A 25632-nucleotide genomic window follows, 5' to 3' on the forward strand; every position below is an offset into this window, starting at 1 on the left:
TCAGGAAACCCTAGAGCGAGCTCGTCGGCCGCCAGAAGCGCCGCCGCTCTCGTTCGATGGCCGGGTTATAGGCCCACACTTTTGAACCGTCAACAGGGCATGTGACAGTTTTTTGAAAAAATCGGCAGAAAGATACGTCCGCCGTGCGATTCCCCCGGATTTTCAGGGTTTTCCGGCGGAAGAAAAGGCGTTTGCCCCGACTTGCCCTCAGATTTTCACATTCCGGCACTCTAGAGGAGGTCACAAGAACGAGCGTGATTTGACTCGCATGCCTTCCTGCGTGCATGGTCCCGCGCTGAAAACAGACCGCGACACAGGGCGAAGCGCAATCGGCATGACCACTGACCGGAACATGATCCGATCCCTCGGCAATGAACCGCCGATTCTCGCCGACGGACGCAAGGCGCCCGACCGCCGGGAAATCTCGCTGCGCTGGCTCTCCGGCACGTTCCTGACCGGTATCACCTCCTCCATCCTGATGGGTGTCGCGCTGTTCGCCGCGCTCGACGGGCGCCAGCAGCTCGCCATTCCGGCCGAAGCCTTTGCGGCCCTCGGCACGGCGAACCAGACCAGCAAGTCCGGCGAAACGGCAAAGCGCGGCGAACGCGTGGTCGAGACGGCCATCGTCGCCAAGCCGGCTGACAAGAAGATCATGGAAATCTCCACCGTGATCCATGACGGCGAGAAGGAAGTGGTGCGCCGGCAGCCCTTCGCCCATGTGAAGATGGCGCTCGCCGCGAACCACGCGACGAGTGAGGACTATCCGCGCTTCGACCCGCTCGCGATCTTCTCCACCAATGGCAAGGATGCAGCGCCCGCCTCGCGCATGGGTACGATCTATGGTTCGGATGTCGAATCGGAGGTCGCGCTGCAGACCGACGCCTTTCCGACCGGCGGCTCGGCGCTCGACTATGCCGACCAGATGTCGATCGAGGAGGTCGAAGAGAATGTGCGCACCAACGGCTCGGTGCTGACGGACGGCAGCACGCAGGTCGCCTCCCTCTACTATGTGGATCCGCAGCGCTTCGCCTCGGACTCGTCCGATCTCGACCTCCTGCAGGGCCTGACGGCCCGCATCGTCGAAGAGAACATGAGCGTCTCGACCTTCGATACGCTGACGCCCGACGATACCGAATATGCCGACGACGTCATCCCCGTGCGCCGCGCCGCCGATATCGGCGAGATCATGACGGCCGCCGGCTACACGAAGGCCCAGGCCGAAGACCTTTCCGCCTATCTCGAAAGCCCGCTGGGCAGCAAGCAGCTGGCCGAGGGCGACGTGCTGCGCATCTGCATCGTGCAGAAGGGCAAGGAAGCCAGCATCGTGCGCGCCAGCGTCTATTCGCGCGGCCGCCATGTGACGACCGCCGCACTTGACGACCAAGGCCGCTTCGTCAACGGAACGGAGCCGCCGGTGCTCGACGCCGTCGCCACCGCCTTCGACGACGACGACAGGCCCGCCATCATCGCGGGACGCGACCTGCCACGCGTCTATGACGGCATCTATCGCGCCGCGCTTTCCTACGGCATGGGCAAGGACATGACGGCGGAGGTCATCCGTGTCCTTGCCAGCAATGTCGATTTCCAGGCGCAGCTGCGACCGACGGATTCACTCGAAGCCTTTTTCTCCGTCACCGACCAGAACGGCGCGGCCACCGAGGAATCGGAAATCCTCTTCCTCGATGCCAAGTTCGGCGACACGGAAACCCGCGTCTACCGCTTCCAGAACCCGGAAGACGATTCCGTCGACTATTACGACGAGAACGGCAAGAGCATCCGGCAGTTCCTGCTGCGCAACCCGGTCCCGAACGGCACATTCCGCTCCGGCTTCGGTATGCGGCGCCACCCGATCCTCGGCTTTTCGCGCATGCATACCGGTGTCGACTGGTCGGCACCGCGCGGCACACCCATCATCGCGGCCGGCAACGGTGTCGTCGAGAAGGCAGGCTGGGATTCCGGCGGCTACGGCAACCAGACGCTGATCCGCCATGCCAATGGCTATGTCTCGTCGTACAATCACCAGAACGCCATCGCCAAGGGCATCAAGCCCGGCGTCAAGGTCCGCCAAGGCCAGGTTATCGGCTATGTCGGCTCGACCGGTCTTTCGACCGGCCCGCACCTGCATTACGAGATGATCGTCAACGGCAACAAGGTGGACGCGTTGAAGATCCGCCTGCCCGGCGGCAAGTCGCTAGAGGGCAAGGCCCTTACCCAGTTCGAGGTCGAGCGCAAGCGTATCGACGACCTGCTCGGGCGCGGCGACGGAACGACGGAAGTCGCCGAGAGCCATTAAGACCCGGGGACAGCTTGAACGGCCAACAATGTACGGGCGAATGGCACCCGTCATTCGAAACCAGATCAATCGAGCGGAAAAACACGAAGCCGCAGGTTCACGCCTTCTTGCGGATCAGGAAACGATGCCCCGCTTCGACGCGCTCGCTTGCTTCGAGCGCGTGGCCATCCTCGTGGCAGAAATGGGGAATGTCGATGACGGCCAGCGGGTCGGTGGTCTCCACCCAGAGCACGCTGCCGGCATTCATCGTCGAAAGGCGTTTGCGCGTCTTCATCACCGGCAGTGGGCATTTCAGGCCGCGCAGGTCGTAGACCTCGGCATCGACGCCGGTCCCTGGCGCGGTCATTTCTGCCAGAACTTCCAGAACGGCTTTTCCGCCGCCTTTTCGACGACCTGAACGCTCGGATTTTCTTCCGGCACCGGCAGCGCATCGGCACCAGCAACCGGCTTTTGAACAGGCTGGCCGGTGGTCGCGACGACGGTGTTCTCCGTCTTCTGTACTGCCTGCCGACCCGCATCCTGCTGGCTCTGCTCGGTCACCTCGGCAACAGGCTCAGCCTTGCGCGGCTCGGCCTTGTTGTTCCAGAACTTCCAGAAGGGTTTTACGTCCTTCTTCTCGACGGCGGCAACGCCCGGATTTTCTTCCGGCACTGGTAGTGCGCCCGCGCCCCGCGCCTGTTTCTCGGCTTTTTCAGCCGCGACATCGGCAGCGAAGGCTTCCGCTTCCTTGATCTTCGCCTGTTCCGCCGCAAGCTTCGCCTCTTCGGCCTCGCGAACCGCGCGCTCCGCTGCCTCGACCTTGCGCTTTTCGGCCTCTTCGACCTTACGCTTCTGCTCGGCGATTTCGCGGGTGGTCATCAGCTTGCCGGCATCGAGCGAATTGCCGGTCGGCGCATAGGCGAGTTCACGCCCTTTGCGCTGGTCGGCGACGATCGCCTTGCGCTGGGCTTCCGAAGGCTCGACCCAGACCGTGCCGTCATATTTCTGCATGGCCTTGGCATAGGCTGCCGCGTAGGTCTTGTTGTAGCTGCCGAGCGCCACTTCAAGGCTCGCCGGCGTCGTCATCGCCGGACAGGCACCCACCGGCGAGAAGGCTTTGTCGGCCTGCTGGTTGAAGACGTACCTCTTCTCGCAGACATTGACCTCCGGCGGACGCTTGGTCAGCTCGAAATGGTCGTAACCGACCTTCAACATCTTCCAGAAGTCGATATTCGGATTGTCGCGGTGGCGCGCCATGTTTTCCGCGGTCATGCGGAACGGGAACGCCTGGAGCTGGATCGTCGACTGTCCGCCATTGAAGGCATCACGCGCGAAGGCGAAGATCTCGACCATCTGCTCGTCGGTCATCGAGTAGCAGCCGGACGACGAACAGGCGCCGTGGATCATCAAATGCGTGCCGCTCGCCTTGTTGGCGCGGTCAAAGGCATTCGGAAAGCCGGTATTGATGGCCAGGAAATAGCTCGAGTTCGGGTTCATGTTCGCCTTGGAAAGCGGATAAAACCCTTCCGGCGCCTGACGGTCGCCTTCCTTCATCTTCGGCCCGAGTTTGCCCGACCAGGCGCAGATCTTGTAGTTGCGCACCAGCTGGTAGCGGTTCGAGCGGTCGGCCTTCCACAACTCCAGCCGGCCCTCTTCCTTGAAGATGCGCAGCATCATCGGCGAAGACCGGTCGATGTTCATCGAGGAAAGCTTGCCGAGCACCGCCGAGGAAAGCTGGTAGTCGGTCTTCTTGGAAACCTTGGTGATATCGACGTCGACTTTATCGAACGTGTCGAGCGTCTCGTTGGTGCAGCCGGCGGCGGCCACAGCAAGAAGCGATACGGCGGCAAGAGCAGTCAGGCGCATTCCAGAGGTCCGTCAACAATCACGAGATCGCAAGCCGTCGCGCCGGCGGGCGGACGCGCAGTGGTAACCGGCTTATACTTCATAAAGTGTTAACCGGAAATTCTTTTGCGAGGCTGCCGGCACGCCGCACCGTTTCAGACACAAGGATTATGGCCGAGATGGGGCGAAAGCCGCCGATCGGCAAGAATCCGCTCAGAGCTGGCGGCCGATGTTAAGGTAACGCTGGCGGCGATCCTTTCGCAGCTGGTCGCCCGGCTTTGCCGAAAGATCCTTGAGCGCAGCCGCAATGACGTCGCCGGTGCGGGCGATAACACCCTGCGGATCGCGGTGCGCGCCACCAACAGGCTCCTGGATGATCCCGTCAATGATGCCGAAGGTTTTCAGATCCTCGGCGGTGATCTTCATGTTGCTGGCCGCTTCCTTGGCCCGCGTGGAATCACGCCAGAGGATGGAGGCGGCGCCTTCCGGCGAGATCACGCTGTAGATCGCATGTTCCAGCATATAGACGCGGTCGCCGGTGGCGATCGCGATGGCACCGCCCGAACCGCCCTCGCCCAGCACCACCGAAACGATCGGCACGCGGACATTGAGGCACATTTCAGTGGAGCGGGCGATGGCTTCGGCCTGGCCGCGCTCTTCCGCGCCGATGCCGGGATAGGCGCCCGCCGTGTCGATCAGCGTGATGATCGGCAGGCCGAAGCGGTCTGCCATTTCCATGACGCGGATCGCCTTGCGGTAGCCTTCCGGCCGAGCACTGCCGAAATTGTGCTTGAGGCGCGACTTGGTGTCGTTGCCCTTTTCCTGCCCGATGATGGCGACGGCCTCACCGTTGAAACGACCGAGGCCAGCCTGGATCGCCTCGTCCTCGGCGAACTTGCGGTCACCGGCAAGCGGGGTGAACTCTTCGAAGAGCTGGGCGGCGAAATCGAGGAAATGCGGGCGCTGGGGATGGCGCGCAACCTGCGTCTTCTGCCAGGGCGTCAGCTTCGCATAGATATCGGCCATCGCCTCCCGGGCGCGCACTTCCAGCCGGCCGACCTCATCCGTCGTGTCGATGCTCTCATCTTCCTCGGCGAGCTTGCGGAGCTCGTGGATCTTGCCTTCGAGATCCGAGATGGGCTTTTCGAAATCGAGGTAGTTGTGCATGAGATGCGTTTCCGATCGTTTGCTCAAACCGCGTCAGGATGCCGTCGGCCAAGGGCCAGTGGCATGAAGAGGGGTCCTAATCCGGTTTTTTTGCCTGTTTGGCAAGGGGGTGATGGGTCTGAACGAGCTGGTGGAGCCGTTCTTCCAGCACATGCGTATAGATTTGTGTCGTCGAAATGTCCTGATGGCCGAGCAGTTCCTGCACCGCGCGCAGGTCCGCGCCGTTCTGCAGGAGATGGCTGGCGAAAGCATGGCGCAACACGTGTGGCGAGAGCGTCGAGGCCCGGATTCCCGCTCGCCCGGCCAGCGCCTTCAGGTCGCGGGCAAACACCTGGCGCGGAAGATGCCCCTCCTTGCTCTTTGCCGGAAACAGGAAGGCGCCCGCAGCCGGATCATCGCCGATATCGGCGGCCAGCGCTTCGCGATAGGTTTCGAGAGCTGCAACGGCGGCGCGCGACAACGGCACCAGCCGCTCCTTGTTGCCCTTGCCCTTCACGATGAGGAAACGACCGGTCTGCGCCAGCACGCTGGCCGGGAGCGAGACGAGCTCGCTGACGCGCAGACCGGTTGCATAAAGAAGCTCCACCAGAAGATGCATGCGGCGGCGCAGCAGAAGCGTGTTGCCCGGCTCCGCCGCCTCGACCTCCGCACGGGCGATCAGGCGGCCGACATCCTCGACACTCAGCGTCTTCGGCAGCGACCGACCCTTGCGGGGTGCGTCGAGAATGCCGGTCGGGTCATCGCCGCGCAGCCCCTCGCCATAAAGAAACTTGAAGAACTGCCGCAGCGCCGAGAGCCGTCGGGCCTGAGAGGACGCCGCAAAGCCCTGCCGGGCGAGATGGGCAAGATAAGCGCGCAAATCATCCGGAGCCGCCTCAACCAGGCGCACGCTCCGCTCGTTGAGGAAGGAACGCGCATCCTCCAGGTCCCGCTCGTAGGATTGCAACGTGTTCGTCGCCGCGCCGCGCTCGGCGCTCATCATCTCGAGAAAGGACTCGACCTGAAGGGCGGATGGGTCCCTCATTGTTGCGAGTTCACCCGTTCGGAGGGAATGCGGATCGTTACCTCGCGCTCTGTCGGCTCCACGAACGTCACCAGCGCCACCATCGAGCCATAGATCGAGCCGGCGATCACGGCGCAGAAGAACAGGAATCGGAACAGGGTCGGCATGGCACTCTCCGGGACGATGGTCCCTATATCGCCCCACCATAGGCCGAGTGCAAGGCCGGCCACGGCCCGGCGCAAGCGATGGATCCGCGCCGAGGCTTGACGCTTCCAGCGCTTTTGTCGATACGGAAAGGGACGAAACCCCGGAAAACGCGAATGACCGAGCTGACCGACCAGCCCCCTCTCACGCTTGCCCCCACGCTTGCCGAGGCGGCCCGCGCCGTGCTCGGCAAGCGTAACCTCGTGCTGATCGGCCTGATGGGCGCCGGCAAGTCGGCGATCGGCCGCATGACCGCGCAAGCGCTCGGCATTCCCTTCATCGACAGCGACCATGAAATTGAGCGCGTCTCGCGCATGTCGATCACCGACCTGTTCGCGGCCTATGGCGAAGCGGAGTTCCGCGCGCTGGAGACCCGCGTCATCAAGCGCCTGCTGCGCTCCGGCCCGCGGGTCGTATCGACCGGCGGCGGCGCCTATATCAATGAGAACACACGCAAGCACATCAAGCGTGGTGGACTCTCGGTTTGGCTGAACGCAGACCTCGACGTCCTCTGGGAGCGCGTCAACAAGCGCGACACCCGCCCGCTGCTGAAAACGGAAAACCCGCGCCAGACGCTCGAAAACCTCATGAACGCCCGCTATCCGATCTATGCACAGGCCGATCTCACGGTCCTGTCGCGTGATGTGAAGAAGGAAACCATGGTGGAGGAGGTGCTCGCCGCGATCACCGCCGCTGCCAAGAAAGCCTGACGAGATGACAATGACTGCGACTGCACCTGCCAACGCCCGCCGTACCGTCCGGGTCGATCTGGGCGACCGTTCCTATGATATCCTGATTGGCCCCGGCCTCATCGCCGCCGCCGGCCGCGAGATCGCCAGCCGCCTCAAGGGCCGCAAGATCGCCGTCGTCACAGACGCGCATGTCGCCCCCCTCTATCTCGACAATTTCATGGCCGCGCTGAAGGCGGAGGGCATCGAGGCCGTCTCTCTCGTGCTGCCGGCCGGCGAGAAGACGAAGAGCTTCGAACACCTGATCAGCGTCTGCGACAGCGTGCTCGCCGCCCGCATCGAGCGCAACGACGCGGTCGTGGCGCTCGGCGGCGGCGTCATCGGCGACCTCACCGGCTTTGCCGCCGGTATCGCGCGCCGTGGTTCGCGCTTCATTCAGGTTCCGACCTCGCTGCTCGCGCAGGTCGATTCCTCCGTCGGCGGCAAGACCGGCATCAACTCGCCACACGGCAAGAACCTCATCGGCGTCTTCCACCAACCGGACCTGGTACTCGCCGATACGGATGTACTCGATACGCTGTCCCTGCGTGAATTCCGCGCCGGCTATGCTGAAGTCGCCAAATACGGCCTGATCGACAAACCGGACTTTTTCGCCTGGCTGGAAAAGAACTGGCGTGCCGTCTTTGCCGGCGGCGAGGCCCGCATCGAGGCGATCGCCACGAGCTGCCAGGCCAAAGCCGACGTCGTTGCCGCGGACGAGCGGGAGAACGGCCAGCGCGCTTTGCTCAATCTCGGCCATACCTTCGGCCATGCGCTGGAGGCGGCGACGCAGTATGATAGCGCCCGCCTCGTGCACGGCGAGGGCGTCTCGATCGGCATGGTGCTTGCCTATCAGTTTTCCGCCCGCATGAACCTTGCCAGCCCCGACGACGGCAAGCGTGTGGAGGCACATCTCGCCGACGTTGGCCTGCCGACCGCCATGAACCAGATCGCGGGCGGCCTGCCGCCGGCGGACGTGCTGATGGACGCCATCGCCCAGGACAAGAAGGTCAAGGGCGGCAAGCTCACCTTCATCCTGACGCGCGGCGTCGGCCAGTCCTTCGTCGCCGACGACGTGCCGCAATCCGAGGTCATCGCTTTCCTCAAGGAAAAGCTGCCGAAATGAACAGCGACACGCCCGCCGCGCTCGCTCCCGTCTCCTGGCCGCTGGTCATTCTGCTGCTCGGCCTCATTGTTCTCGTTGTGGTTCTTTTCCGCTGGCGCCGTTCGATCGCCGCGCTCTGGCGCAGACATCAGGACGCGCGCGAAGCGGAGGGAGACCGCCGGAACGGCCAGTCTGCCCGCGACGGCGCAGCGGCAAAGTCCGATCGGGAAAAATCCTCCGGCATGCTCGACCTCGATGCGCTCGAGGTCTCCGACATCATGGTCCATCGCACGACGATGCGGGCGCTGAACGCCGGCGATCCACCAGAGGAGATCGTCAAGGCCGTGCTGGAAAGCCCTTATACGCGCATGCCGCTCTGGGCGGGCTCCGTCGACAACATCGTCGGCGTCGTGCACGCCAAGGATCTTTTGCGCGCGCTGGCGGAGCCGGGTATTGAGCCGAAGAACCTCGACATCACCCGGGTGGCGCAAAAACCCTGGTTCGTGCCCGACACCACGACGCTCAAGGAGCAGCTTGCCGCATTCCTGCGCCGCAAGGAGCATTTCGCGACCGTGGTCGACGAATATGGCGAGGTGCAGGGCCTCGTCACCCTGCAAGACATTCTGAAGGAAATTGTCGGCGATATCTCCGACGAGAAGGATGTCGACATGCAGGGCGTGCGGCAGGAGGCGGACGGTTCGCTCGTCGTCGACGGCGGCGTGACGATCCGCGACCTCAACCGCGCCTTCGACTGGAACCTCCCCGACGAGGAAGCAACGACCATTGCCGGCCTCGTCATTCACGAATCGAAATCGATCCCGGAAGAGCGCCAGGCCTTCACCTTCTACGGCAAGCGCTTCATCGTCATGAAGCGGGTGAAGAACCGCATCACCAAGCTGCGCGTCCGTCCGGTCGAGCCGGAAGCGCCGCGGACCTGATCACCAGCGGGTTGCCTCCCCAGGTGCCGCCGCCTCGACGGCCAGGGCATGCAGGCCCGCATCGAACTCCGCCTTCACCAGATCGTTGATCGCCCGGTGGCGCGCCACGCGGCTCATGCCGGCAAAGGCGGAAGCGACGATGCGCACGCGCATATGCGTTTCCCCCTCGCCGTTAAAATCCGGTTGATGGCCGGCATGCAGGTGACTCTCGTTGAGGACATCGAGCCGCTCCGGCGCGAAGGCCGCGGTCAGCTTTTCGGTGATGCTGGACTTCATGGACATGGCAGACCTTCGGCGGCGGAAACCGTGCGCCGCAATGCACAAAATGGTTCCACAAAGCCAGCAACAATCCGCTTTGTCAATTCTTGTTGCAGGCCATCCTGAACCCCATAATGGGGCCATGAAACTCGATTCCAAATACTTCGACCGCATCCGCACGAAGCGGCGCATGGAGCGTCCGGAACGTTCCGCGCCGACCTGTCAGTGGGATGGCTGCGAAGAGAATGCCGTGCATCGCGCGCCCGTCGGCCGCAATGCCGAAGGCCAGTATTTCATGTTCTGCTTCGAGCACGTCAAGGAATACAACAAGGGTTACAATTACTTCTCCGGCCTCTCCGACGGCGAGATCGCCCGCTACCAGAAGGAGGCGATCACCGGTCACCGTCCGACCTGGACGATCGGCGTCAACAAGGCCGCCAAGAACGGCCCCGCGCAGGGCACGGCACGCTCGGGTTCCGCCGGGGCAAATCAGCGCATCCGCGACCCCTTCGGCTTTTTCCCCGAAGGCAAAGGCCGCCGGCCGCAGATGGAGCCGCGCGCGAGAAAGCTGAAAACGCTGGAGGCGAAGGCCTATGATACACTCGGTCTTTCCGCCGATGCGACAGCACAGGATATCAAGACCGCCTACAAAGCCCTTGTCAAAAAGCATCACCCCGATGCAAATGGCGGAGATAGAGGCTCGGAAGAGCGTTTTCGCGCGGTCATCCAAGCATATCAATTGTTAAAGCAGGCCGGCTTCTGCTAGAGCATTTTGCGGCCGGACGGAATCGCCCGGTTTCGCACGATGCTATCAGGCAAAGGCGCAGTCGGCGTGCACTAGGATATTGGGGTGGAGGCAAACCCACCGCCCGCGGAGACGTGATGAGCAAGATGGATCTCGATATTTCCAACCTCCCCGATACCACGGTATCCGTTCGGGAGGTTTTCGGCATTGATACGGACCTCAAGGTCCCGGCCTACTCCAAGGCGGACGCTTACGTACCGGACCTCGACCCGGACTACCTGTTCGACCGGGAAACCACCCTCGCCATTCTCGCGGGCTTTGCGCACAATCGCCGCGTCATGGTCTCCGGCTACCACGGCACGGGCAAGTCGACCCATATCGAGCAGGTCGCCGCGCGCCTCAACTGGCCGTGCGTGCGCGTCAACCTCGACAGCCATGTCAGCCGTATCGACCTCGTCGGTAAGGACGCGATCGTCGTCAAGGACGGCTTGCAGGTCACCGAATTCAAGGACGGCATCCTGCCCTGGGCCTACCAGCACAATGTCGCGCTCGTCTTCGACGAATACGACGCCGGCCGCCCGGATGTGATGTTCGTCATCCAGCGCGTGCTGGAATCCGCCGGCCGCCTGACCCTGCTCGACCAGAGCCGCGTCATCCGCCCGCACCCCGCCTTCCGCCTGTTCGCGACGGCCAACACGGTCGGCCTCGGCGATACGACGGGCCTCTATCACGGCACGCAGCAGATCAACCAGGCACAGATGGACCGCTGGTCGATCGTCACCACGCTGAACTACCTGCCGCACGATCACGAAGTCAGCATCGTCGCCGCCAAGGTGAAGCGCCTGGCCTCCGGCAAGGACGGCCGTGACACGATCTCGCGCATGGTTCGCGTTGCCGATCTCACCCGCGCCGCCTTCATCAACGGCGACCTCTCGACTGTGATGAGCCCGCGTACGGTCATCACCTGGGGTGAAAACGCCGAGATCTTCGGTGATCTCGCCTTTGCCTTCCGTGTCACCTTCCTCAACAAATGTGACGAGCTGGAACGGACGCTGGTCGCGGAACTCTATCAGCGCGCCTTCGGTGTGGAGCTGAAGGAAAGTGCCGCCAACATCGTGCTGGAGGCGACGGCCTAGGGCCCGGTAGAAGCGCATGGCAGCTCGCGGAGACAATTCGAAGCCGAGGCCCGGCGGCGTGGTCGACATGGAGCCGTTCCGCCGCGCCGTGAGCGGTTGCGTCCGCGCCGTCTCCGGCGATGGCGAGGTGGAGGTCACCTTCGCCAACGAGCGGCCCGGAATGACTGGCGAGCGCATTCGCCTGCCGGAACTGACGAAGCGTCCCTCGCCCACCGAAGTCGCGATCACCCGCGGCCTCGGTGATTCGATGGCGCTGCGCAAGGCCTGCCACGACGCTCGCATCCACGCCACCATGTCGCCGCAGGGTGCCGACGCCCGCGCGATCTTCGACGCGGTCGAACAGGCACGCGTCGAGGCCATCGGCTCCAACCGCATGCCGGGCATGGCGCAGAACCTCACCACCATGCTGACGGAGAAATACGCCAAGGCGAATTTCGGCGCGATCACCCGTCAGGCAGATGCGCCCCTCGAAGAGGCCGTCGCGCTCATTGTGCGTGAAAAACTCACGGGCCAGGCCCCGCCTGCCTCCGCCGGCAAGGTGCTGGACCTCTGGCGCGACTTCATCACCGACAAGGCCGGCAAGGACATGGACGGCCTGACCGCCGCCATCAACGACCAGCAGGCCTTTTCCCGCGTGGTGCGCAATATGCTCGCCTCGATGAACGTCGCAGAACAGTATGGCGAGGACGAAACCGAGCCTGACGATTCGGAGACGCCCGAGGACGAGAATCAGCCGCGCAGCGACGAACAGGAAGACAACGAGAGCCAGGAAGACGCTGGCGACGACGCCGCACCTGCCGACGAGAACGAGACGTCCGACGAGCAGATGGACGAAGGCGAGATGGACGGCGCGGAAATCTCCGACGACGACCTCGTCGATGACGACGGCGACGACAGCGAAACGCCGGGCGAGGTCCGCCGCCCGAACCATCCCTTTACCGACTTCAACGAGAAGGTCGACTATTCGGTCTTCACACAGGAATTCGACGAGACGATCACCGCGGAGGAACTCTGCGACGAGGCCGAACTCGACCGCCTGCGCGCCTTCCTCGACAAACAGCTTGCCCACCTTCAGGGCGCGGTCGGCCGCCTCGCCAACCGCCTGCAGCGCCGCTTGATGGCGCAGCAGAACCGCGCCTGGGAGTTCGACCTCGAGGAGGGCTACCTCGACAGCGCCCGCCTGCAACGCATCATCATCGATCCGATGCAGCCGCTCTCGTTCAAGCGTGAGAAGGACACCACCTTCCGCGATACGGTCGTGACGCTCCTCATCGACAATTCCGGCTCGATGCGCGGCCGGCCGATCACCGTCGCTGCCACCTGCGCCGACATCCTGGCCCGCACGCTGGAGCGCTGCGGCGTGAAGGTCGAGATCCTCGGCTTCACCACCAAGGCGTGGAAGGGCGGCCAGTCACGCGAGAAATGGCTCGGCAGCGGCAAGCCGCAATCGCCCGGCCGCCTCAACGACCTGCGCCACATCGTCTACAAGGGCGCCGACGCCCCGTGGCGCCGTGCAAGGCGCAATCTCGGCCTGATGATGCGCGAAGGCCTGCTGAAGGAAAACATCGACGGCGAGGCGCTGATCTGGGCACACGACCGCCTACTCGCCCGCCCGGAGCAGCGCCGTATCCTGATGATGATCTCGGATGGTGCGCCGGTCGATGATTCGACACTTTCAGTGAACCCCGGCAATTATCTGGAGCGGCACCTGCGCGCCGTCATCGACCAGATCGAGACCCGCTCGCCGGTCGAACTTCTCGCCATCGGCATCGGCCACGACGTGACACGCTACTATCGCCGCGCCGTGACGATCGTCGATGCCGACGAACTGGCTGGCGCCATGACGGAACAGCTCGCCTCGCTCTTCGCCGACGAGGCCACCAGCCGACGCCCTGCCGGCCGCCGCCGTGCCGGCTGAAGCAGCGGCGCAGCGGCGTAACGGAGGCCTTTTGCGAGGTCTCCAGCTCCTCTCCGCCACCATCGCGCTTTCGCTGCCGTTGCCGAAGGCTGCAACGGGGGAGGCCGTCGAGCTACCGGTCACCAGCAACACCATCACACATTTCACCTTCAGCTCTGACCAACGCACCTTCGGCAAGCTCGAATTCCTCGGCGGCATCAGCTATTCGTCCAGCAATCCCCTGCTTGGCGCGGTCTCGGCGATCCGCTTTCGCCCCGACCGCCAGGATTTCGTCGCCGTGCTTGATACCGGCCACTGGCTCACCGGCCGCATCGAGCGGGACGCTGAAGGCCGGCTGAGCGGTCTTGCCGATCTCAAGGCCCGTTCGATGCTCAACGACAAGGGCCAGGACGAGAACGTTAAGTACCAGATGGACGCCGAAGGCCTTGCCCTCGGCAAGGGTGAGGTACTGGTGAGCTTCGAGAACCTCCACCGTATAGATACCTACCCCGATCCGGGCTTCATGGAGGAAAGGCCTGCACGCCGCCTCGCCCTGCCCTTTCCCCTGCGCGAGCTGCGCAGCAACCGCGGCATGGAGACGCTGGCAATGTCGCCGGAGGCGGGGCCGCTCGGTGCGGTACCGGTCACCGTCACGGAACGCAGCCTCGACGCCGATGGGAACGTCTTCGCCGCCGTACTCGGCGGCCCGCGCGCCGGTATCTTCGCGGTCACCCGCAACGACCCGTGGGACATCACCGACGGCGCCTTCCTGCCGAATGGCGACCTCCTGTTGCTGGAGCGCCGCTTCCGCCTCTCTGACGGCATCGGCATGCGCATCCGCCGGATCGAGGGTCAAAAGATCCGCCCCGGCGCCGTGGTCGATGGCGACGTGCTGATCGACGTCGATCTCAGCCACCAGATCGACAACATGGAAGGACTGGACGTCGTCGCCATGGCGGATGACGACATCCGCCTCATCGTCGTTTCCGACGACAACCACTCCATTCTCCAGCGCAACCTCATGCTGGAGTTCCGCCTGCTTCCGGAAAAGTAAAGAGCCGCCCTGCAAACGCCGGACGGCTCTTCTTCATTCACCATTTCCACTCGTCTCAAGTGGTCTTTTCAACACCCGGCATCGGCTTCAGCCTGCTCATCAGCGCGCCATAGGGCAGCAGCATGGCGATACCGACCAGCATCTTTACCGTAAAGTCCCCGAACGCCCAGGATACCCAGCGCGGAGCTTCCGCGGTGAGAACACCCAGTACCGGCGCCCATTCGATGGCAAAGGCATCGTTCGGTCCGAAGATGGAAAAGGCCGGCGCGAAGGCGAGGGAAAAGAACAGGATCGTATCCAGCAGCGAGCCGATCAGCGAGGCGATCAGCGGCGCGCGCCACCAGGCCTGCCGGCGGAGCTGGTTGAAGACGGAGATGTCGAGCAACTGGCCGAACAGGAAAGCCGAGCCGGACGCGATCGCGATACGCGGCGAGGCGACCGCGAAGGAGAACACCACTGCCACGAGGAAACCGGCCGCAACGACACGGCGCGCGACACGCGGCCCGAACTGGCGGTTGGTGAGGTCCGTGATGAGGAAGGCGACCGGATAGGTGAAGGCGCCATAGGTCAGGAGATCGCCGAGGGCGATGCCGAACAGTTCGCCTGAGAGCGGGTATTGCACGAGCACGTTTGACGCGACGACGACGGCCGTCATCAGGAGGACATAGAGAATCGTAATGCGGTTCGCTTGCATTTTTTTACCCTGGGTGATGCCACCAGCTGGAGTGGATGAAGCAATTCCAGGAGTTGCGCCCGGAATTGCGCTTTTTGCGCCACGCTATGCACACAGCATTGAGGCCTGGCCGGAACCCGGTCAAGCCTCAATAAAAGCAGCGCAGCTTAGGGCCTGAAATCAGGCAGCGACAGCAGCAGCGGTCTTCTTGGCGATCTGGCGGCGCAGCAGGCGAGCGCGCATCGACAGTTCGTTCTCTTCAGCCTTCAGAAGGAAGGCGTCGAGGCCACCGCGGTGCTCGACCGAGCGGAGGGCAGCAGCGGAAACGCGAAGACGGAAACGCTGGCCGAGGGCATCGGAAATCAGCGTGACATTGCACAGGTTCGGCAGGAACTTGCGCTTCGTCTTGTTGTTTGCGTGGCTCACATTGTTGCCCGACTGGACGCCCTTGCCGGTCAATTCGCAACTACGGGACATGGTACACCTATTTTTCTTGGTTCAGGACAATACGTTTCCGGCACCGAAACCGGCCGCAGTCCGTCTGGCCTTTTTGGAAAGTTGCGGTTCTATAGTCACACGCGACGCCGACGTCAAGCCAAACCTGCCGTTCATCGGGAATTCAGTTGCCAAGGGCCATGATTTGCAGGCAAGAGCAAATGGATCGGGCTTTTGCCACGGCGTAGAATCGCCGCAATGGCAGACTAGGCGGAGCGTCTCAATGGGAGTCGTGAAGATGAACGGGCGGGTTTGGGTTGCAGGCGCAGTCATGTCGGTTGCCCTGGCGGGTGGCGCGACGCCGCTTTCGTCGGCGGAAATCGAGCACCGCACGGATTACAGCATCCGCTTGTCCGGCCTGCCTGTGGCCACCGCCACCTTCCGCTCGGCCTTCAACGGCAACCGCTACACGATTTCCGGCAGCATGCAATCGGCCGGCCTTGCCGATATCTTCTCGAGCACCAAGGGTACGACATCGGTTTCCGGCACCGTCAGCCGCGGCCGGCTGCACGCCACGAACTATTCGGTGAACTACAAGAGCGGCAAGCGCAGCCGCGCCATCGACGTGACCTTCCACAACGGCAATGTCATCGCCGCCAGCATGACGCCGCCGCGGCGCAAGCCGAAGAACTGGGTGCCCGTCTCCACCGCCGACATGCGCGCCGTGCTCGACCCGATCTCCGGCCTCATCATCCCGGAAGGAAGCCGTATCTGCCCGAAGACGTTGCCGATCTTCGACGGCGAAAGCCGCCTCGACCTGAAGCTGAGCTCCAAGGGCACCAAGCCCTATTCCACCAAGGGCTTCGAGGGGGAGGTCGTCGTCTGCGGCATCCGCTTCGTCCCGAAATCCGGCTACAAGAAAGGCCGTGACGACGTGGAATATCTGCGCAAGCTGAAGACGATGGAAATCTGGTTTGCCAAGGCCGAGGGAGCGAAGGTATATGCTCCGGTCTATGTGCAGATTCCGACCAAGCTCGGCCCTGTCACCGTCTCGGCCACGCGCTTCGGCGGTTGACACATGGCTCCGGTCGGACGACCGGAGTGATCGGCCTTGAAGACGCGTGCAACCCTGATTGGCTTTTCGGCGATCCTGATGTGGTCGCTGCTCGCGCTCTTCACCGCGGCCTCCGGCAAGATGCCACCTTTCCAGCTCTCGGCCGTCTGCTTCCTCATCGGAAGCCTGCCCGGCATGCTCGTGCTCATCGCCCGGCCGGAGCGCGCCAGGCTGCTTCGGCAGCCGGCGAAGGTCTGGATCACGGGCATCCTCGGCCTCTTCGGCTATCACTTCCTATATTTCACCGCGCTGCGCAACGCGCCAGCCGTGGAAGCCGGCCTCATCGCCTATCTCTGGCCGCTCCTCATCGTCGTCGGCTCGGCGCTGCTGCCGGGTGAAAAGCTGAAGTGGAACCATGTCGTCGGCGCGTTTCTCGGCCTCGGCGGCACGGTGCTCATCGTCGGCCGCAACGGCTTCGCCTTCGACGAGGCCTACCTCATCGGCTATGGAGCAGCCTTTCTCTGTGCCTTCACCTGGTCGGGCTACTCGCTGCTCACCCGCCGCTTCGAGGCGGTCTCGACGGATGTGGTAACCGGCTTCTGCCTCGCAACCGCCCTTCTTTCGCTTGCCTGCCACCTGATGCTGGAAACCACCGTCTGGCCGCAGACGGGCTTCGAATGGCTCGCCATCGCCGGGCTCGGCCTGCTGCCGGTCGGCGCTGCCTTCTATGCCTGGGATTTCGGCGTCAAGAACGGCGACATCCAGATCCTCGGGGCCGCAAGCTATGCCGCACCGCTGCTCTCGACGCTCGTGCTGATTCTCAGCGGCTTTGCCGAACCATCCTGGCGCATCGGCCTTGCCTGCCTGCTGGTGACGGGCGGTGCCATCCTCGCCGCCAAGGACATGATCTTCCGCAAGACCGCAGCAAGCCTGGCCTGATCAGGCACCCGGCTCCCAGCCGGGAGGCGCGATCTCAAAGGATGAGAAGAGGAAGCCCGGCGAGACCGTGCAGCCAACCAGCGTCCAATCGCCGAGCGGCTCGGCCGATTGCCACCAGTTCGCCGGCACGATGATCTGCGGCCGCTCACCGGCCGCAAGATCCGGCCCGAGCACCTGAGCCTCCGCCCGCTCCATACCGTCGCTCACCGAAAGCGCCAGCGGCCCACCGGCATAATGGTGCCAGACCTCGACCGCATCCACCACCCGATGCCAGTGCGAGCGTTCACCCCGCTCCAGGAGGTAGTAGATCGCCGTCGAATGCCCGCGCGTGCCACCCGCTGTGTCGCGAAAGGTCTGCACATACCAGCCGCCTTCCGGGTGGCGCTCCATACCGAGCCGGGCAATGATATCCTGCGGCGTCATCAGAACCGGTCCTTGCGCGCACGGATTTCCGCAAAGACCTCGGCGTCACGCGCTTCCGCCATGCCGAGATGGCGGCGGATCGAGGGTTCGGCAGCCCTCAGGAAGGGATTGGTTGCCTTTTCGAGGCCGATGGTCGTCGGCGCGGTAAAGCCGCCAGCCGCCCTGATCGCCTCGATTTCCGCCACGCGGCTTGCAAGCACGGCATTGTCCGGATCGACGGTCCTGGCAAAACGCGCATTGGAGAGCGTGTATTCATGGCCGAAATAGACGGTCGTTTCGTCCGGCAGCACGGCGAGCTTGGACAGCGACTCCCACATCTGCGCCGGCGTGCCCTCGAAGAGCCGGCCGCAGCCGAGCGCGAAAAGCGTGTCAGCCGCAAAGAGCAGCTTTTCCGCCGGCAGATGGAAACAGATATGTCCTGCCGTATGCCCCGGCGTCAGGATGACCTCGACCCGCCGGCCGGCGAAGTCAAAACTGTCGCCACCATCCACCTTGCGATCGATACCCGGGATCGTCTCGCGCACCGGACCGATGATCGTCACACCGAAACGCTCCTTCAGCGCAAGATTGGCCTCGACATGGTCGTTGTGATGGTGCGTCGTAAAAATGTGGCTGAGCGCCCAGCCGCGGCGGGCGAGCGCGTCGAGGATCGGCTTTTCCTCCGGTGCGTCGATGCTCGCGGTTGCCCCCGTTGCCGGATCATGCAGCAGCACGCCGAAATTGTCGCTGCGGCAGGGAAAGAGGTCTATTTCCAGCGGGATCATGATGCATTCCTCATCGCATTGGCTGAGCGGTCGGCGGGAATGTAAGGCAATCGGCCTTGAAGTCCACCGGCCCATCGCGCACATTCAGGTCATGCATGCCGATATTGTCGACCTTCGCGAATTCTACCACTCGCCGCTCGGGCGCCTCGCCGATCATTCGATCGCGATGGCACTCGCTTCGCTCTGGGCGCGCCTGCCGGACGAACGGCTGGTCGGGCTCGGCTATGCCGTGCCCTATCTGGAACGGTTCCGCGCCGATACGGAGCGTACCTTCGCCTTCATGCCGGCGGGCCAGGGTGCGGTGAACTGGCCGCCGAGTGAGCTCTCCTCCACGGCCCTGGTCTTCGACGAAGAACTGCCACTACCGGACGCTTCGGTCGATCGTGTTCTGATGGTGCATTCGCTGGAGTTTGCGGAAAACCCGCGCGAGACGATGAAGGAACTCTGGCGCGTGCTGGCCCCCGGCGGGCGGCTCGTCATCGTCGTGCCGAACCGGCGCGGCGTCTGGGCACGCATGGAGCACACGCCCTTCGGCTCCGGCCGGCCCTATTCGCGCCGCCAGCTGACCGCGCTGTTGCGCGAGACCAACTTCACACCCGGCGCCTCGGCCGAGGCGCTGTTCTTTCCGCCTTCCAAACTGCGCAGCGTGCAGAAACTACGAGGCGCCTTCGAGCGGCTAGGCCGAACGCTCTGGCCGATGTTTTCCGGCGTCATCATCGTCGAGGCCCAGAAGCGACTCTACCAGGGCTTGCCCGTTGCCGCACGCGCCTCACGCCGCGTCTTCGTGCCCGTACTCGCCCCACACGGCGTGCCGACGACGCGCGAGCGCGCCCAACGCTGATCCCCTCGACAAATGCCGGCCCGCCCGCTAGAGCGGGCCCACGCGGAAACGAAGGGCGAAGGGCATGACGGACGGACATTTCGACAAGATCGCGCTGATCGGCATCGGCCTCATCGGCTCTTCCATCGCCCGCGCCGTCAAGGCGAAGGGCCTTGCCAAGACCGTCACCATTTCGAGCCGCAGCCAGGAGACGCTCGACCGCGCCCGCGAACTCGAGCTCGGCACCGATTACGTCCACGACGCCGGCAAAGCCGTCGAAGACGCCGATCTCGTCATCGTGTCGGTGCCCGTCGGCGCCTCCGGCAAGGTCGCGGAGGACATCGCTCCTCACCTGAAGTCCGGCGCCATCGTCACCGATGTCGGCTCCACCAAGGCCTCGGTCGTCGCACAGATGCTGCCGCATATGCCGAAGAACGTACATTTTATCCCCGGCCACCCGCTGGCAGGCACCGAGCATTCCGGTCCGGACGCCGGCTTTGCCGAACTCTTCCAGAACCGCTGGTGCATCCTCACGCCCGTGCACGGCACAGACAAGGAAGCCAAGCGCCGGCTCGCCGCCTTCTGGGAAGCCCTCGGCTCGAAGGTCGATGAAATGGATACGGAGCATCACGACAAGGTGCTCGCCATCGTCTCGCACCTGCCGCATATCATCGCCTACAACATCGTCGGCACAGCCGACGACCTCGAGACCGTGACGGAATCGGAAGTCATCAAATACTCGGCCTCGGGCTTCCGCGATTTCACCCGCCTCGCCGCCTCGGATCCGACCATGTGGCGGGACGTCTGCCTGCATAACAAGGACGCGATCCTTGAAATGCTGGCGCGTTTTTCCGAGGACCTCGCCTATCTGCAGCGCGCCATTCGCTGGGGCGACGGCGAAAAGCTCTTCGACCTGTTCACGCGCACCCGCGCCATCCGCCGCTCGATCATCGATGCGGGTCAGGACACATCCGCACCGAACTTCGGCCGGCCGGTCGCCGACAAGAAGGGCTGAGCATTTTCCGCGGGATCCCGCCGGAACGAGGCGTCAGACCGGCGGGATGAAGGCGATCGGGAAGAGGCCAAGATAAACGGTCCCTTCCTGCACATTGAGTTTTACCACGGCCCGGTCGCCACCCTTCGAGAGGCCTTCGATCACCTGTGCGACCTGCGTCGCCGTTTCCGCGATCTCCGGAAAGGCCTCGGAAATCCGGTCGCGCCAGACCGTGATGCCGGCAATGTCGAGATCGAGCGTACCCGAGAGATACCCATCGTCGCCCACCCTGAGCGGGCCGGAAAGGCTCGCCACCTTGCCGTCACCGAGGTCGAGCGACAGGCGGCGCAGCTCCACATTCGCGCCGAGCGGCGCACCAGCCGGCGGCCCTTCGGCGGAAATCCATGTCGCCGCATCGGCAATCGTCATGTCGGCCGCAACATCAAGCGGCGGCAGCACCCTGTCGCCAAGATCGAGCGAGAGCGCGTCGAAGGAGGCGGCGACATCGAGCGCACCGCCCGACTGGCGGATGTGCTTTTCGCCGTGGGCAGCCGTCACGCCAAGCGACACGGCCTCCGAGGGCACGTTGAGCCGGCCCTTCAGCCCGTCATATGCGACCGAGGCGCGATCGAGCCCGTTCGTCCAGGCAGTGCCGCTTGCCCGCATGAGGTCCCAGTTTGCGTCGAAGACGAGATCGGGCGTCACGCGCACCTGCGCCGGCCCGTCGAGCTCGACGACCGCATGGCCGGGGCGATAGACCTGCGCAGCCGAGCGAAGTGCGCCGAAGGACGCCGAAAGACCCGCCGGGCGATCGTCGATACCGACCGCGTCGCAGAACAGGCCGATGCGGAACGGGAAGCCGCGGACGGAAAGGTTGCTGCACGAGGCCGAATGCATGCCCTGTGCGGATGCAGTGAGCTGCCGATCCAGCGTGTCCTTCAACCAGCTTGCGGCGTAGAACCATCCGCCCGTATAGAGCGCGACGACGAGAACGACGGCAACGGCGAGCCGGACGAGTTTGCGCGTGACGCCGGATGTGCCGGCGTGGCTTGACGATGCCATGCTGTTCTCCAATGGTGGCGGACATGATTTGCCCGCAAGCGCGTCAAAGCCGGCAATTGCGGCGGCTTTTTGAGAGATGGTCCAGGTGACGGTGGATATGAACGAATTCTGGGTTTTTGGCTACGGTTCGCTGATGTGGAATCCGGGCTTCGAATTCGAGGAACAGCAGCCGGCCCATCTCTTCGGCTTCCGCCGTTCGCTCTGCGTGCGCTCCTGGGTCCATCGCGGTACCGAGACCAAGCCCGGCCTCGTGCTGGGCCTCGATCGCGGCGGCTCCTGCCGCGGCGTTGCCTTCCGCATCGCCCCCGCAAGCCAGGAGGCCGTGGTCGACTACCTGCGCGAGCGGGAACTGGTGACCCATGTCTACAAGGAGCGCACGCTTGCCGCGACGCTGGGCGACGGCCGGCGCGTCTCGACGCTCGCTTACATCTGCGACCGTGCCCATCACCAGTTCGCCGGCTCGCTCTCCATTGAGGAGGCGGCGACGACCGTCAGCGCTGCCATCGGCAAGTCCGGCCACAACATCGACTATGTGCGCAACACGCTGACGCATCTGCGCGCCATGGGTATCCGCGACCATTGGCTGGAGGACGTCGGCCGCACCGCGGAAAACCTCCACACGCAAGGCCTCGCCTGATCAGGCGGTGTGCGCCTTCAGCTCCGCCAGCCGCTGCTCTGCCGTCGGCGGCAGAGGCAGGTTAGGATTTTCCGCGACGGTTTCCACCAGCAGCCGATCGCTCGCCGTCTCCATCACCTCGACGAGATGGGCGAGAAAGGCATCGGGATCCATGCCCGGCGCGATCGCCGGCAGGATACGCACCTTGAAGTGGCCGGGATAACGGACGAACTTGCGGCGCGGCCAGAACAGGCCCGGATGCATGACGACGGGCACGACAGGCACCTGCAGATCCCGGTAGAGGCGAGCGATGCCGTATTTGTATTCCGGTGTCGCGCCCGGTGGGCGACGGGTGCCTTCCGGATAGATGATGAGCTGGCGGCCGGAATTCATCTCTTCCTTGGTGCGCTGCATGACGGCGGCCATGACCTTGCCACGCGCACTGCGATCGACCGGCACCATGCGCTGCTTCTTCAGATACCAGCCAAAGAGCGGAATCCAGGTCAGCTCGCGCTTGAGGATGTAGAAGGGATCGTCGAGCCAGGGCAGCAGCGCATAGGCATCCCAGAAGGACTGGTGCTTCGGTGCGAAGATGTAACCGCCATCGGCCGGGATATTCTCCAATCCTTCGATCTCGAACGTCGTACCGACGACCTTGTCGAAGAGCCAGTGATTGCTCCTCGCCCAGTTCTTGGCGACGCCATAGGCCTTTTTGCGCGGCAGCAGGAAATAGGCCGGCGTCATGATGATCATCTGTAAGATGAGGTTCAGGTAGAAGAGGGTATTGAAGAGGACGGAACGGAAAGCGATCATCGGGCAGCCTGTCAGCGGGACGCGTTCCTTCGCCCTACACGATATTCAAGGACGGGGAAACTCCCGTTGCAGCGATCTCAACCACCGGAAAGGCCCGCCATGTCACCACGAAGGCCGGACCAGTTGCCCGCCCCTGCAAAGGCACGGATATGCGCGAGGCTGTACTTGAGGTACTCCGACAACATCGCCTTCACGACGCCCGGCTGGCGCAGCCAGTTGCCGTTCTTCAGGTCCGAATTGACGACCGGATAGGCGATGAACTCCGTTCGGGGATCGATGACCTTCAACTCCAGCAGGCTGCGCGGCATATGGTAGTTGTTGGTGACGACGAGCACGCGGCGGAACTGGTGATCGCTGATCCAGCGCGCCGTCTCGTTGGCGTTGCCGATCGTATCCACCGCCTCGTAGCCCATGTCGACGCAGCATTCGAAAAGCGCCGACGAGCTCTGGGTGAGTTTGCGGATCTGGTTGCCGCTGGTGGCGGGGTTGACGCCGGAGATCAGCAGCCGCTGCCCGGCTCCCTGCTTGAGCAGGCCGATTGCCCGATCGATACGCTGGTAGCCGCCGGTCAACACCACGATGGCATCGGCCTTCGGATCGCTCGGCGCTTCCAGCGCAGCGACGGTTTCGGCAAAATAGAGGAAGCCGCCGGTACCCGCCACGGCGGCAAGCAGGATGAGTGCGAGCAGCGCACGCACGGCAAGGCGGACGGGGCCCTTGCGCCGCCGCCCCTCCCCCTCCGACCGGACGCCCTGCGGCAGACCCGGTTTTGCCCGTTCAAGCGCGTTCATGATTCCGTCCATAGAACGTGATTGCGGCAACCGATGGTCCGTTTCGCGGCAGCGGTTCGTCTGGGCCGGCTCATGGGTCGGGCAGTTGGTCGGTGCGAGATGGGTCGGAACGGATCTGGTCGATCTCGTGGATGGTCCGCATGACGGTGAAACGGGCCGTCAGCGTCGTCAGCAGCGCGATGACGACAATCGTGCCGGCAATGCCGAGATAACCCGTGAACCCCATGGAGAAGGTGCCGAACAGGGCCGTCGCCTGGTCGCTCTGGGGGGTCGCGATGGAGCGCCCCTGCCAGAAGCCGGCGACGGCAAAGAACAAGGCTGCCAGGAACCCGCCGGCCACCGAACCCTTCAGGCTGATCTTCAGGAAATGCTTCTGGAACTCGGACGCGACAAAGCTTGCCTCCGCGCCGACGAAATGCAGCACTTCGACAATGTGCCGGTTACCGGAAAGCGCGCCACGCGTTGCGAAGATAACGGTCAACACCATGGCGGAAAAGACCAGCACCAGCACGCCGGTACCGATGAAGGCCGTCGTGCGCGCCATGGCGACGAGGCGATCGACCCAGGTACGGTGGTCGTCGAGGAAGGCCGTCGGGATCTTCTGCGCCAGTGCTGCCCGCATTGCCATGAAATCCGGCGGGCTCTGCTCATCGATGGTCACGATGACGAGACGCGGCACCGGCAGTTCGTCGATGTTCAGCCCTTCCCCAAGCCAGGGTTCGAGCAGCCGCGCCGTCGCCGTCTTGTCGACGATCGTGCCGTCGCGCGTGCCGGAGAAGGTCAGCGCGAGGTCACGCGCATCCGTCAGCGCCTTCTCCATGTCGAGATTGTCGTCGGGCTTGATCTGGATGGTGATCTCGCGGGAGATCTGGCTCTGCCAGCTCGCCGCCGTCGCCCGCACCATGCTGACCGCGCCAAAGGTGAGGCAGGCCAGAAAGGCCATGATGGCGATGACGAGCATCAGCGCGTTGCCGGACACGTTCGCCTGCGGCACGATGGGTGCCGTCGGGCGCACTTTCATTTCCGGCCGGCGCGCCGGCTGGGCGTCCTGGGCGGTATCGTGCGGCGCGTCAGTCATAGATATCGAGCCGTCCCTGCGAGAGGATCATGCGCCGGGCCTCCACCTGGTCCATCAGCGACAGGTCGTGCGTGGCGATCACCACGGCGGTGCCGAGACGGTTCAACTCAAGGAAGAGGCTCAGCAGCCGGCGGGCCATCGGCGGATCGACATTGCCGGTCGGCTCGTCGGCAAGCAGCAGTTCCGGCCGGTCGATGAGGGCGCGGGCAATGGCCGCGCGCTGCTTTTCCCCGCCCGACAACACCGGCGGCAGCACGTTGATTCGCTCCCCGAGCCCGACCCATTTCAAGAGTTCCAGCACGTCGGCGCGATAACTCGCCTCCTCCTTGCCACGCACGCGCAGCGGAAGGGCGACATTCTCATAGGTCGTGAGATGATCGAGCAGGCGAAAATCCTGAAAGACGATGCCGATACGCCGACGCAACATCGGCAGCTCGTCGCGCGGAATGGTGGAAATCTCCCGGTCGAAGGTGCGAATGATACCGCGCGTCGGCTGCAGGGAGAGGAAGAGAAGACGCAGCAGCGTCGTCTTGCCGGCGCCGGAAGGCCCCGTGAGAAACTGGAAAGACCGGCGCGGAATATCGAAGGTCAGGTCGCGGAGAATTTCCGGGCCCATCCCATAGCGCAGTCCGACATTCTCGAAGTGAATCAATGATCAATCCGGTTCTAGAAGCGGGTTACCCTTGCCCGCCGAAGCAGGTTCGCTGGCGAGGTCGCACAGGAAAACGGCTCTTTCACGGTCGGGTTTCCGAAGCATTAACCAGTATGGTTTACGTTTGGTAAGGATTTCATTCAATGCCCGACTTTTCGCCGATGAT

28 protein-coding genes are annotated in these 25632 nt (G+C 63.8%); 13 read left to right on the top strand and 15 right to left on the bottom strand.

The window, feature by feature from the left end:
- Positions 1-334: 334 nt before the first annotated feature.
- The gene (locus AKG11_RS22250) at positions 335-2293 is read left to right on the top strand and encodes a M23 family metallopeptidase (RefSeq protein ID WP_037405704.1); all 1959 of its coding nucleotides are present in this window, start codon (positions 335-337) and stop codon (positions 2291-2293) included.
- Between the two features lie 97 nt (positions 2294-2390).
- Here the strand turns inward: AKG11_RS22250 and AKG11_RS22255 are convergent, their stop codons facing one another.
- The 5 genes from AKG11_RS22255 to AKG11_RS34630 all read right to left on the bottom strand — a co-directional run bounded on the left by AKG11_RS22255 (position 2391) and on the right by AKG11_RS34630 (position 6454).
- Positions 2391-2639 carry a sulfurtransferase TusA family protein gene (locus tag AKG11_RS22255; RefSeq protein WP_050745489.1) on the bottom strand — a complete coding sequence of 83 codons (249 nt, stop codon included), beginning with the start codon at positions 2637-2639 and terminating at the stop codon, positions 2391-2393.
- Positions 2636-4138, bottom strand: coding sequence for a L,D-transpeptidase family protein (locus tag AKG11_RS22260; protein ID WP_050745490.1), 1503 nt, complete (start codon positions 4136-4138; stop codon positions 2636-2638). The genes AKG11_RS22255 and AKG11_RS22260 overlap by 4 nt, the downstream gene beginning before the upstream one ends.
- A gap of 192 nt (positions 4139-4330) precedes the next feature.
- On the bottom strand, positions 4331-5284 hold the full coding sequence (locus AKG11_RS22265; protein WP_023515288.1) for an acetyl-CoA carboxylase carboxyltransferase subunit alpha: 954 nt from the start codon (positions 5282-5284) through the stop codon (positions 4331-4333).
- Positions 5285-5360: 76 nt separating this feature from the next.
- The gene (gene xerD, locus AKG11_RS22270; RefSeq protein WP_023515287.1) at positions 5361-6308 is read right to left on the bottom strand and encodes a site-specific tyrosine recombinase XerD; all 948 of its coding nucleotides are present in this window, start codon (positions 6306-6308) and stop codon (positions 5361-5363) included.
- Entirely contained in the window at positions 6305-6454 is a 150-nt protein-coding gene (locus AKG11_RS34630) for a hypothetical protein (RefSeq protein ID WP_023515286.1), read from the bottom strand. The genes xerD and AKG11_RS34630 overlap by 4 nt, the downstream gene beginning before the upstream one ends.
- A 153-nt stretch (positions 6455-6607) precedes the next feature.
- On the opposite strand from AKG11_RS34630, the gene AKG11_RS22275 reads away from it, so the two are divergent.
- The 3 genes from AKG11_RS22275 to AKG11_RS22285 are packed head-to-tail and all read left to right on the top strand — an operon-like array spanning position 6608 to position 9262.
- Positions 6608-7201 (top strand): shikimate kinase, encoded by a 594-nt coding sequence (locus AKG11_RS22275; RefSeq protein WP_023515285.1) that lies wholly within the window; start codon positions 6608-6610, stop codon positions 7199-7201.
- 10 nt (positions 7202-7211) lie between these two features.
- Positions 7212-8345, top strand: a complete 1134-nt coding sequence (aroB, locus tag AKG11_RS22280) for a 3-dehydroquinate synthase (protein ID WP_023515284.1) — start codon at positions 7212-7214, stop codon at positions 8343-8345.
- Positions 8342-9262: a transporter associated domain-containing protein gene (locus AKG11_RS22285; RefSeq protein ID WP_023515283.1), complete on the top strand. Its 921-nt coding sequence runs from the start codon at positions 8342-8344 to the stop codon at positions 9260-9262. The genes aroB and AKG11_RS22285 overlap by 4 nt, the downstream gene beginning before the upstream one ends.
- On the opposite strand, the gene AKG11_RS22290 is transcribed toward AKG11_RS22285, so the two are convergent.
- Complete coding sequence (locus AKG11_RS22290) at positions 9263-9544, bottom strand: BolA family protein (protein ID WP_023515282.1); 282 nt, start codon at positions 9542-9544, stop codon at positions 9263-9265. It abuts the gene before it with no gap.
- A 118-nt stretch (positions 9545-9662) separates the two neighbouring features.
- On the opposite strand from AKG11_RS22290, the gene AKG11_RS22295 reads away from it, so the two are divergent.
- From AKG11_RS22295 to AKG11_RS22310, 4 genes are all read left to right on the top strand, one after another.
- Entirely contained in the window at positions 9663-10286 is a 624-nt protein-coding gene (locus tag AKG11_RS22295; protein ID WP_023515281.1) for a J domain-containing protein, read from the top strand.
- A gap of 116 nt (positions 10287-10402) precedes the next feature.
- Positions 10403-11401, top strand: a complete 999-nt coding sequence (gene cobS, locus AKG11_RS22300) for a cobaltochelatase subunit CobS (protein WP_050745491.1) — start codon at positions 10403-10405, stop codon at positions 11399-11401.
- 16 nt (positions 11402-11417) lie between these two features.
- Positions 11418-13319: a cobaltochelatase subunit CobT gene (gene cobT / locus AKG11_RS22305; protein WP_037405711.1), complete on the top strand. Its 1902-nt coding sequence runs from the start codon at positions 11418-11420 to the stop codon at positions 13317-13319.
- 31 nt (positions 13320-13350) lie between these two features.
- Positions 13351-14352 carry an esterase-like activity of phytase family protein gene (locus AKG11_RS22310; RefSeq protein WP_050745492.1) on the top strand — a complete coding sequence of 334 codons (1002 nt, stop codon included), beginning with the start codon at positions 13351-13353 and terminating at the stop codon, positions 14350-14352.
- Between the two features lie 55 nt (positions 14353-14407).
- Here the strand turns inward: AKG11_RS22310 and AKG11_RS22315 are convergent, their stop codons facing one another.
- Both AKG11_RS22315 and rpmB read right to left on the bottom strand, forming a co-directional pair.
- Positions 14408-15046 carry a VUT family protein gene (locus tag AKG11_RS22315; RefSeq protein WP_023516504.1) on the bottom strand — a complete coding sequence of 213 codons (639 nt, stop codon included), beginning with the start codon at positions 15044-15046 and terminating at the stop codon, positions 14408-14410.
- Positions 15047-15205: 159 nt separating this feature from the next.
- Positions 15206-15502: a 50S ribosomal protein L28 gene (rpmB, locus tag AKG11_RS22320; RefSeq protein ID WP_024270157.1), complete on the bottom strand. Its 297-nt coding sequence runs from the start codon at positions 15500-15502 to the stop codon at positions 15206-15208.
- A gap of 241 nt (positions 15503-15743) precedes the next feature.
- On the opposite strand from rpmB, the gene AKG11_RS22325 reads away from it, so the two are divergent.
- Both AKG11_RS22325 and AKG11_RS22330 read left to right on the top strand, forming a co-directional pair.
- On the top strand, positions 15744-16535 hold the full coding sequence (locus AKG11_RS22325) for a DUF3108 domain-containing protein (RefSeq protein ID WP_371260132.1): 792 nt from the start codon (positions 15744-15746) through the stop codon (positions 16533-16535).
- Positions 16536-16571: 36 nt separating this feature from the next.
- Positions 16572-17453 carry an aromatic amino acid exporter YddG gene (locus AKG11_RS22330; protein ID WP_050745493.1) on the top strand — a complete coding sequence of 294 codons (882 nt, stop codon included), beginning with the start codon at positions 16572-16574 and terminating at the stop codon, positions 17451-17453.
- Here the strand turns inward: AKG11_RS22330 and AKG11_RS22335 are convergent, their stop codons facing one another.
- Both AKG11_RS22335 and gloB read right to left on the bottom strand, forming a co-directional pair.
- Positions 17454-17876 carry a cupin domain-containing protein gene (locus AKG11_RS22335; protein WP_050745494.1) on the bottom strand — a complete coding sequence of 141 codons (423 nt, stop codon included), beginning with the start codon at positions 17874-17876 and terminating at the stop codon, positions 17454-17456.
- Complete coding sequence (gloB, locus tag AKG11_RS22340) at positions 17876-18640, bottom strand: hydroxyacylglutathione hydrolase (protein WP_023513756.1); 765 nt, start codon at positions 18638-18640, stop codon at positions 17876-17878. The genes AKG11_RS22335 and gloB overlap by 1 nt, the downstream gene beginning before the upstream one ends.
- 91 nt (positions 18641-18731) lie before the next feature.
- On the opposite strand from gloB, the gene AKG11_RS22345 reads away from it, so the two are divergent.
- Together AKG11_RS22345 and AKG11_RS22350 are read left to right on the top strand one after the other, a co-directional pair.
- Positions 18732-19481: a class I SAM-dependent methyltransferase gene (locus tag AKG11_RS22345; RefSeq protein WP_050745588.1), complete on the top strand. Its 750-nt coding sequence runs from the start codon at positions 18732-18734 to the stop codon at positions 19479-19481.
- A gap of 64 nt (positions 19482-19545) precedes the next feature.
- Positions 19546-20475, top strand: a complete 930-nt coding sequence (locus AKG11_RS22350) for a prephenate/arogenate dehydrogenase family protein (RefSeq protein ID WP_050745495.1) — start codon at positions 19546-19548, stop codon at positions 20473-20475.
- Between the two features lie 33 nt (positions 20476-20508).
- Here AKG11_RS22350 and AKG11_RS22355 read toward each other — a convergent pair whose 3' ends face one another.
- On the bottom strand, positions 20509-21516 hold the full coding sequence (locus AKG11_RS22355; protein ID WP_050745496.1) for a DUF2125 domain-containing protein: 1008 nt from the start codon (positions 21514-21516) through the stop codon (positions 20509-20511).
- Between the two features lie 85 nt (positions 21517-21601).
- On the opposite strand from AKG11_RS22355, the gene AKG11_RS22360 reads away from it, so the two are divergent.
- Entirely contained in the window at positions 21602-22153 is a 552-nt protein-coding gene (locus AKG11_RS22360) for a gamma-glutamylcyclotransferase (protein WP_050745589.1), read from the top strand.
- Here the strand turns inward: AKG11_RS22360 and AKG11_RS22365 are convergent, their stop codons facing one another.
- From AKG11_RS22365 to ftsE, 4 genes are all read right to left on the bottom strand, one after another.
- Positions 22154-22945: a lysophospholipid acyltransferase family protein gene (locus tag AKG11_RS22365; protein ID WP_050745497.1), complete on the bottom strand. Its 792-nt coding sequence runs from the start codon at positions 22943-22945 to the stop codon at positions 22154-22156.
- Positions 22946-23022: 77 nt separating this feature from the next.
- Positions 23023-23736, bottom strand: coding sequence for a YdcF family protein (locus tag AKG11_RS22370; RefSeq protein ID WP_050745590.1), 714 nt, complete (start codon positions 23734-23736; stop codon positions 23023-23025).
- Positions 23737-23806: 70 nt separating this feature from the next.
- The gene (locus AKG11_RS22375) at positions 23807-24814 is read right to left on the bottom strand and encodes a cell division protein FtsX (protein WP_023513180.1); all 1008 of its coding nucleotides are present in this window, start codon (positions 24812-24814) and stop codon (positions 23807-23809) included.
- Positions 24807-25466 carry a cell division ATP-binding protein FtsE gene (gene ftsE, locus AKG11_RS22380; protein WP_023513179.1) on the bottom strand — a complete coding sequence of 220 codons (660 nt, stop codon included), beginning with the start codon at positions 25464-25466 and terminating at the stop codon, positions 24807-24809. Before ftsE ends, AKG11_RS22375 begins: the two co-directional genes overlap by 8 nt.
- Between the last annotated feature and the right edge of the window lie 166 nt (positions 25467-25632).

Origin of the sequence: Shinella sp. SUS2, from assembly GCF_001262505.1 — a bacterium.
GTDB lineage: Bacteria > Pseudomonadota > Alphaproteobacteria > Rhizobiales > Rhizobiaceae > Shinella.

What these genes read in the sequence shown, in the direction of transcription:
- AKG11_RS22335 (WP_050745494.1), bottom strand. Translation starts at nt 17,876, where the DNA reads ATGACGCCGCAGGATATCATTGCCCGGCTCGGTATGGAGCGCCACCCG.
- AKG11_RS22285 (WP_023515283.1), top strand. Translation starts at nt 8,342, where the DNA reads ATGAACAGCGACACGCCCGCCGCGCTCGCTCCCGTCTCCTGGCCGCTG.
- AKG11_RS34630 (WP_023515286.1), bottom strand. Translation starts at nt 6,454, where the DNA reads ATGCCGACCCTGTTCCGATTCCTGTTCTTCTGCGCCGTGATCGCCGGC.
- xerD (WP_023515287.1), bottom strand. Translation starts at nt 6,308, where the DNA reads ATGAGGGACCCATCCGCCCTTCAGGTCGAGTCCTTTCTCGAGATGATG.
- AKG11_RS22365 (WP_050745497.1), bottom strand. Translation starts at nt 22,945, where the DNA reads ATGATCGCTTTCCGTTCCGTCCTCTTCAATACCCTCTTCTACCTGAAC.
- AKG11_RS22295 (WP_023515281.1), top strand. Translation starts at nt 9,663, where the DNA reads ATGAAACTCGATTCCAAATACTTCGACCGCATCCGCACGAAGCGGCGC.
- AKG11_RS22255 (WP_050745489.1), bottom strand. Translation starts at nt 2,639, where the DNA reads ATGACCGCGCCAGGGACCGGCGTCGATGCCGAGGTCTACGACCTGCGC.
- AKG11_RS22325 (WP_371260132.1), top strand. Translation starts at nt 15,744, where the DNA reads ATGGGAGTCGTGAAGATGAACGGGCGGGTTTGGGTTGCAGGCGCAGTC.
- AKG11_RS22275 (WP_023515285.1), top strand. Translation starts at nt 6,608, where the DNA reads ATGACCGAGCTGACCGACCAGCCCCCTCTCACGCTTGCCCCCACGCTT.
- cobS (WP_050745491.1), top strand. Translation starts at nt 10,403, where the DNA reads ATGAGCAAGATGGATCTCGATATTTCCAACCTCCCCGATACCACGGTA.
- gloB (WP_023513756.1), bottom strand. Translation starts at nt 18,640, where the DNA reads ATGATCCCGCTGGAAATAGACCTCTTTCCCTGCCGCAGCGACAATTTC.
- AKG11_RS22350 (WP_050745495.1), top strand. Translation starts at nt 19,546, where the DNA reads ATGACGGACGGACATTTCGACAAGATCGCGCTGATCGGCATCGGCCTC.
- cobT (WP_037405711.1), top strand. Translation starts at nt 11,418, where the DNA reads ATGGCAGCTCGCGGAGACAATTCGAAGCCGAGGCCCGGCGGCGTGGTC.
- rpmB (WP_024270157.1), bottom strand. Translation starts at nt 15,502, where the DNA reads ATGTCCCGTAGTTGCGAATTGACCGGCAAGGGCGTCCAGTCGGGCAAC.
- AKG11_RS22290 (WP_023515282.1), bottom strand. Translation starts at nt 9,544, where the DNA reads ATGTCCATGAAGTCCAGCATCACCGAAAAGCTGACCGCGGCCTTCGCG.
- AKG11_RS22260 (WP_050745490.1), bottom strand. Translation starts at nt 4,138, where the DNA reads ATGCGCCTGACTGCTCTTGCCGCCGTATCGCTTCTTGCTGTGGCCGCC.
- AKG11_RS22265 (WP_023515288.1), bottom strand. Translation starts at nt 5,284, where the DNA reads ATGCACAACTACCTCGATTTCGAAAAGCCCATCTCGGATCTCGAAGGC.
- aroB (WP_023515284.1), top strand. Translation starts at nt 7,212, where the DNA reads ATGACTGCGACTGCACCTGCCAACGCCCGCCGTACCGTCCGGGTCGAT.
- AKG11_RS22250 (WP_037405704.1), top strand. Translation starts at nt 335, where the DNA reads ATGACCACTGACCGGAACATGATCCGATCCCTCGGCAATGAACCGCCG.
- AKG11_RS22315 (WP_023516504.1), bottom strand. Translation starts at nt 15,046, where the DNA reads ATGCAAGCGAACCGCATTACGATTCTCTATGTCCTCCTGATGACGGCC.
- AKG11_RS22370 (WP_050745590.1), bottom strand. Translation starts at nt 23,736, where the DNA reads ATGAACGCGCTTGAACGGGCAAAACCGGGTCTGCCGCAGGGCGTCCGG.
- AKG11_RS22355 (WP_050745496.1), bottom strand. Translation starts at nt 21,516, where the DNA reads ATGGCATCGTCAAGCCACGCCGGCACATCCGGCGTCACGCGCAAACTC.
- AKG11_RS22345 (WP_050745588.1), top strand. Translation starts at nt 18,732, where the DNA reads ATGCATGCCGATATTGTCGACCTTCGCGAATTCTACCACTCGCCGCTC.
- AKG11_RS22375 (WP_023513180.1), bottom strand. Translation starts at nt 24,814, where the DNA reads ATGACTGACGCGCCGCACGATACCGCCCAGGACGCCCAGCCGGCGCGC.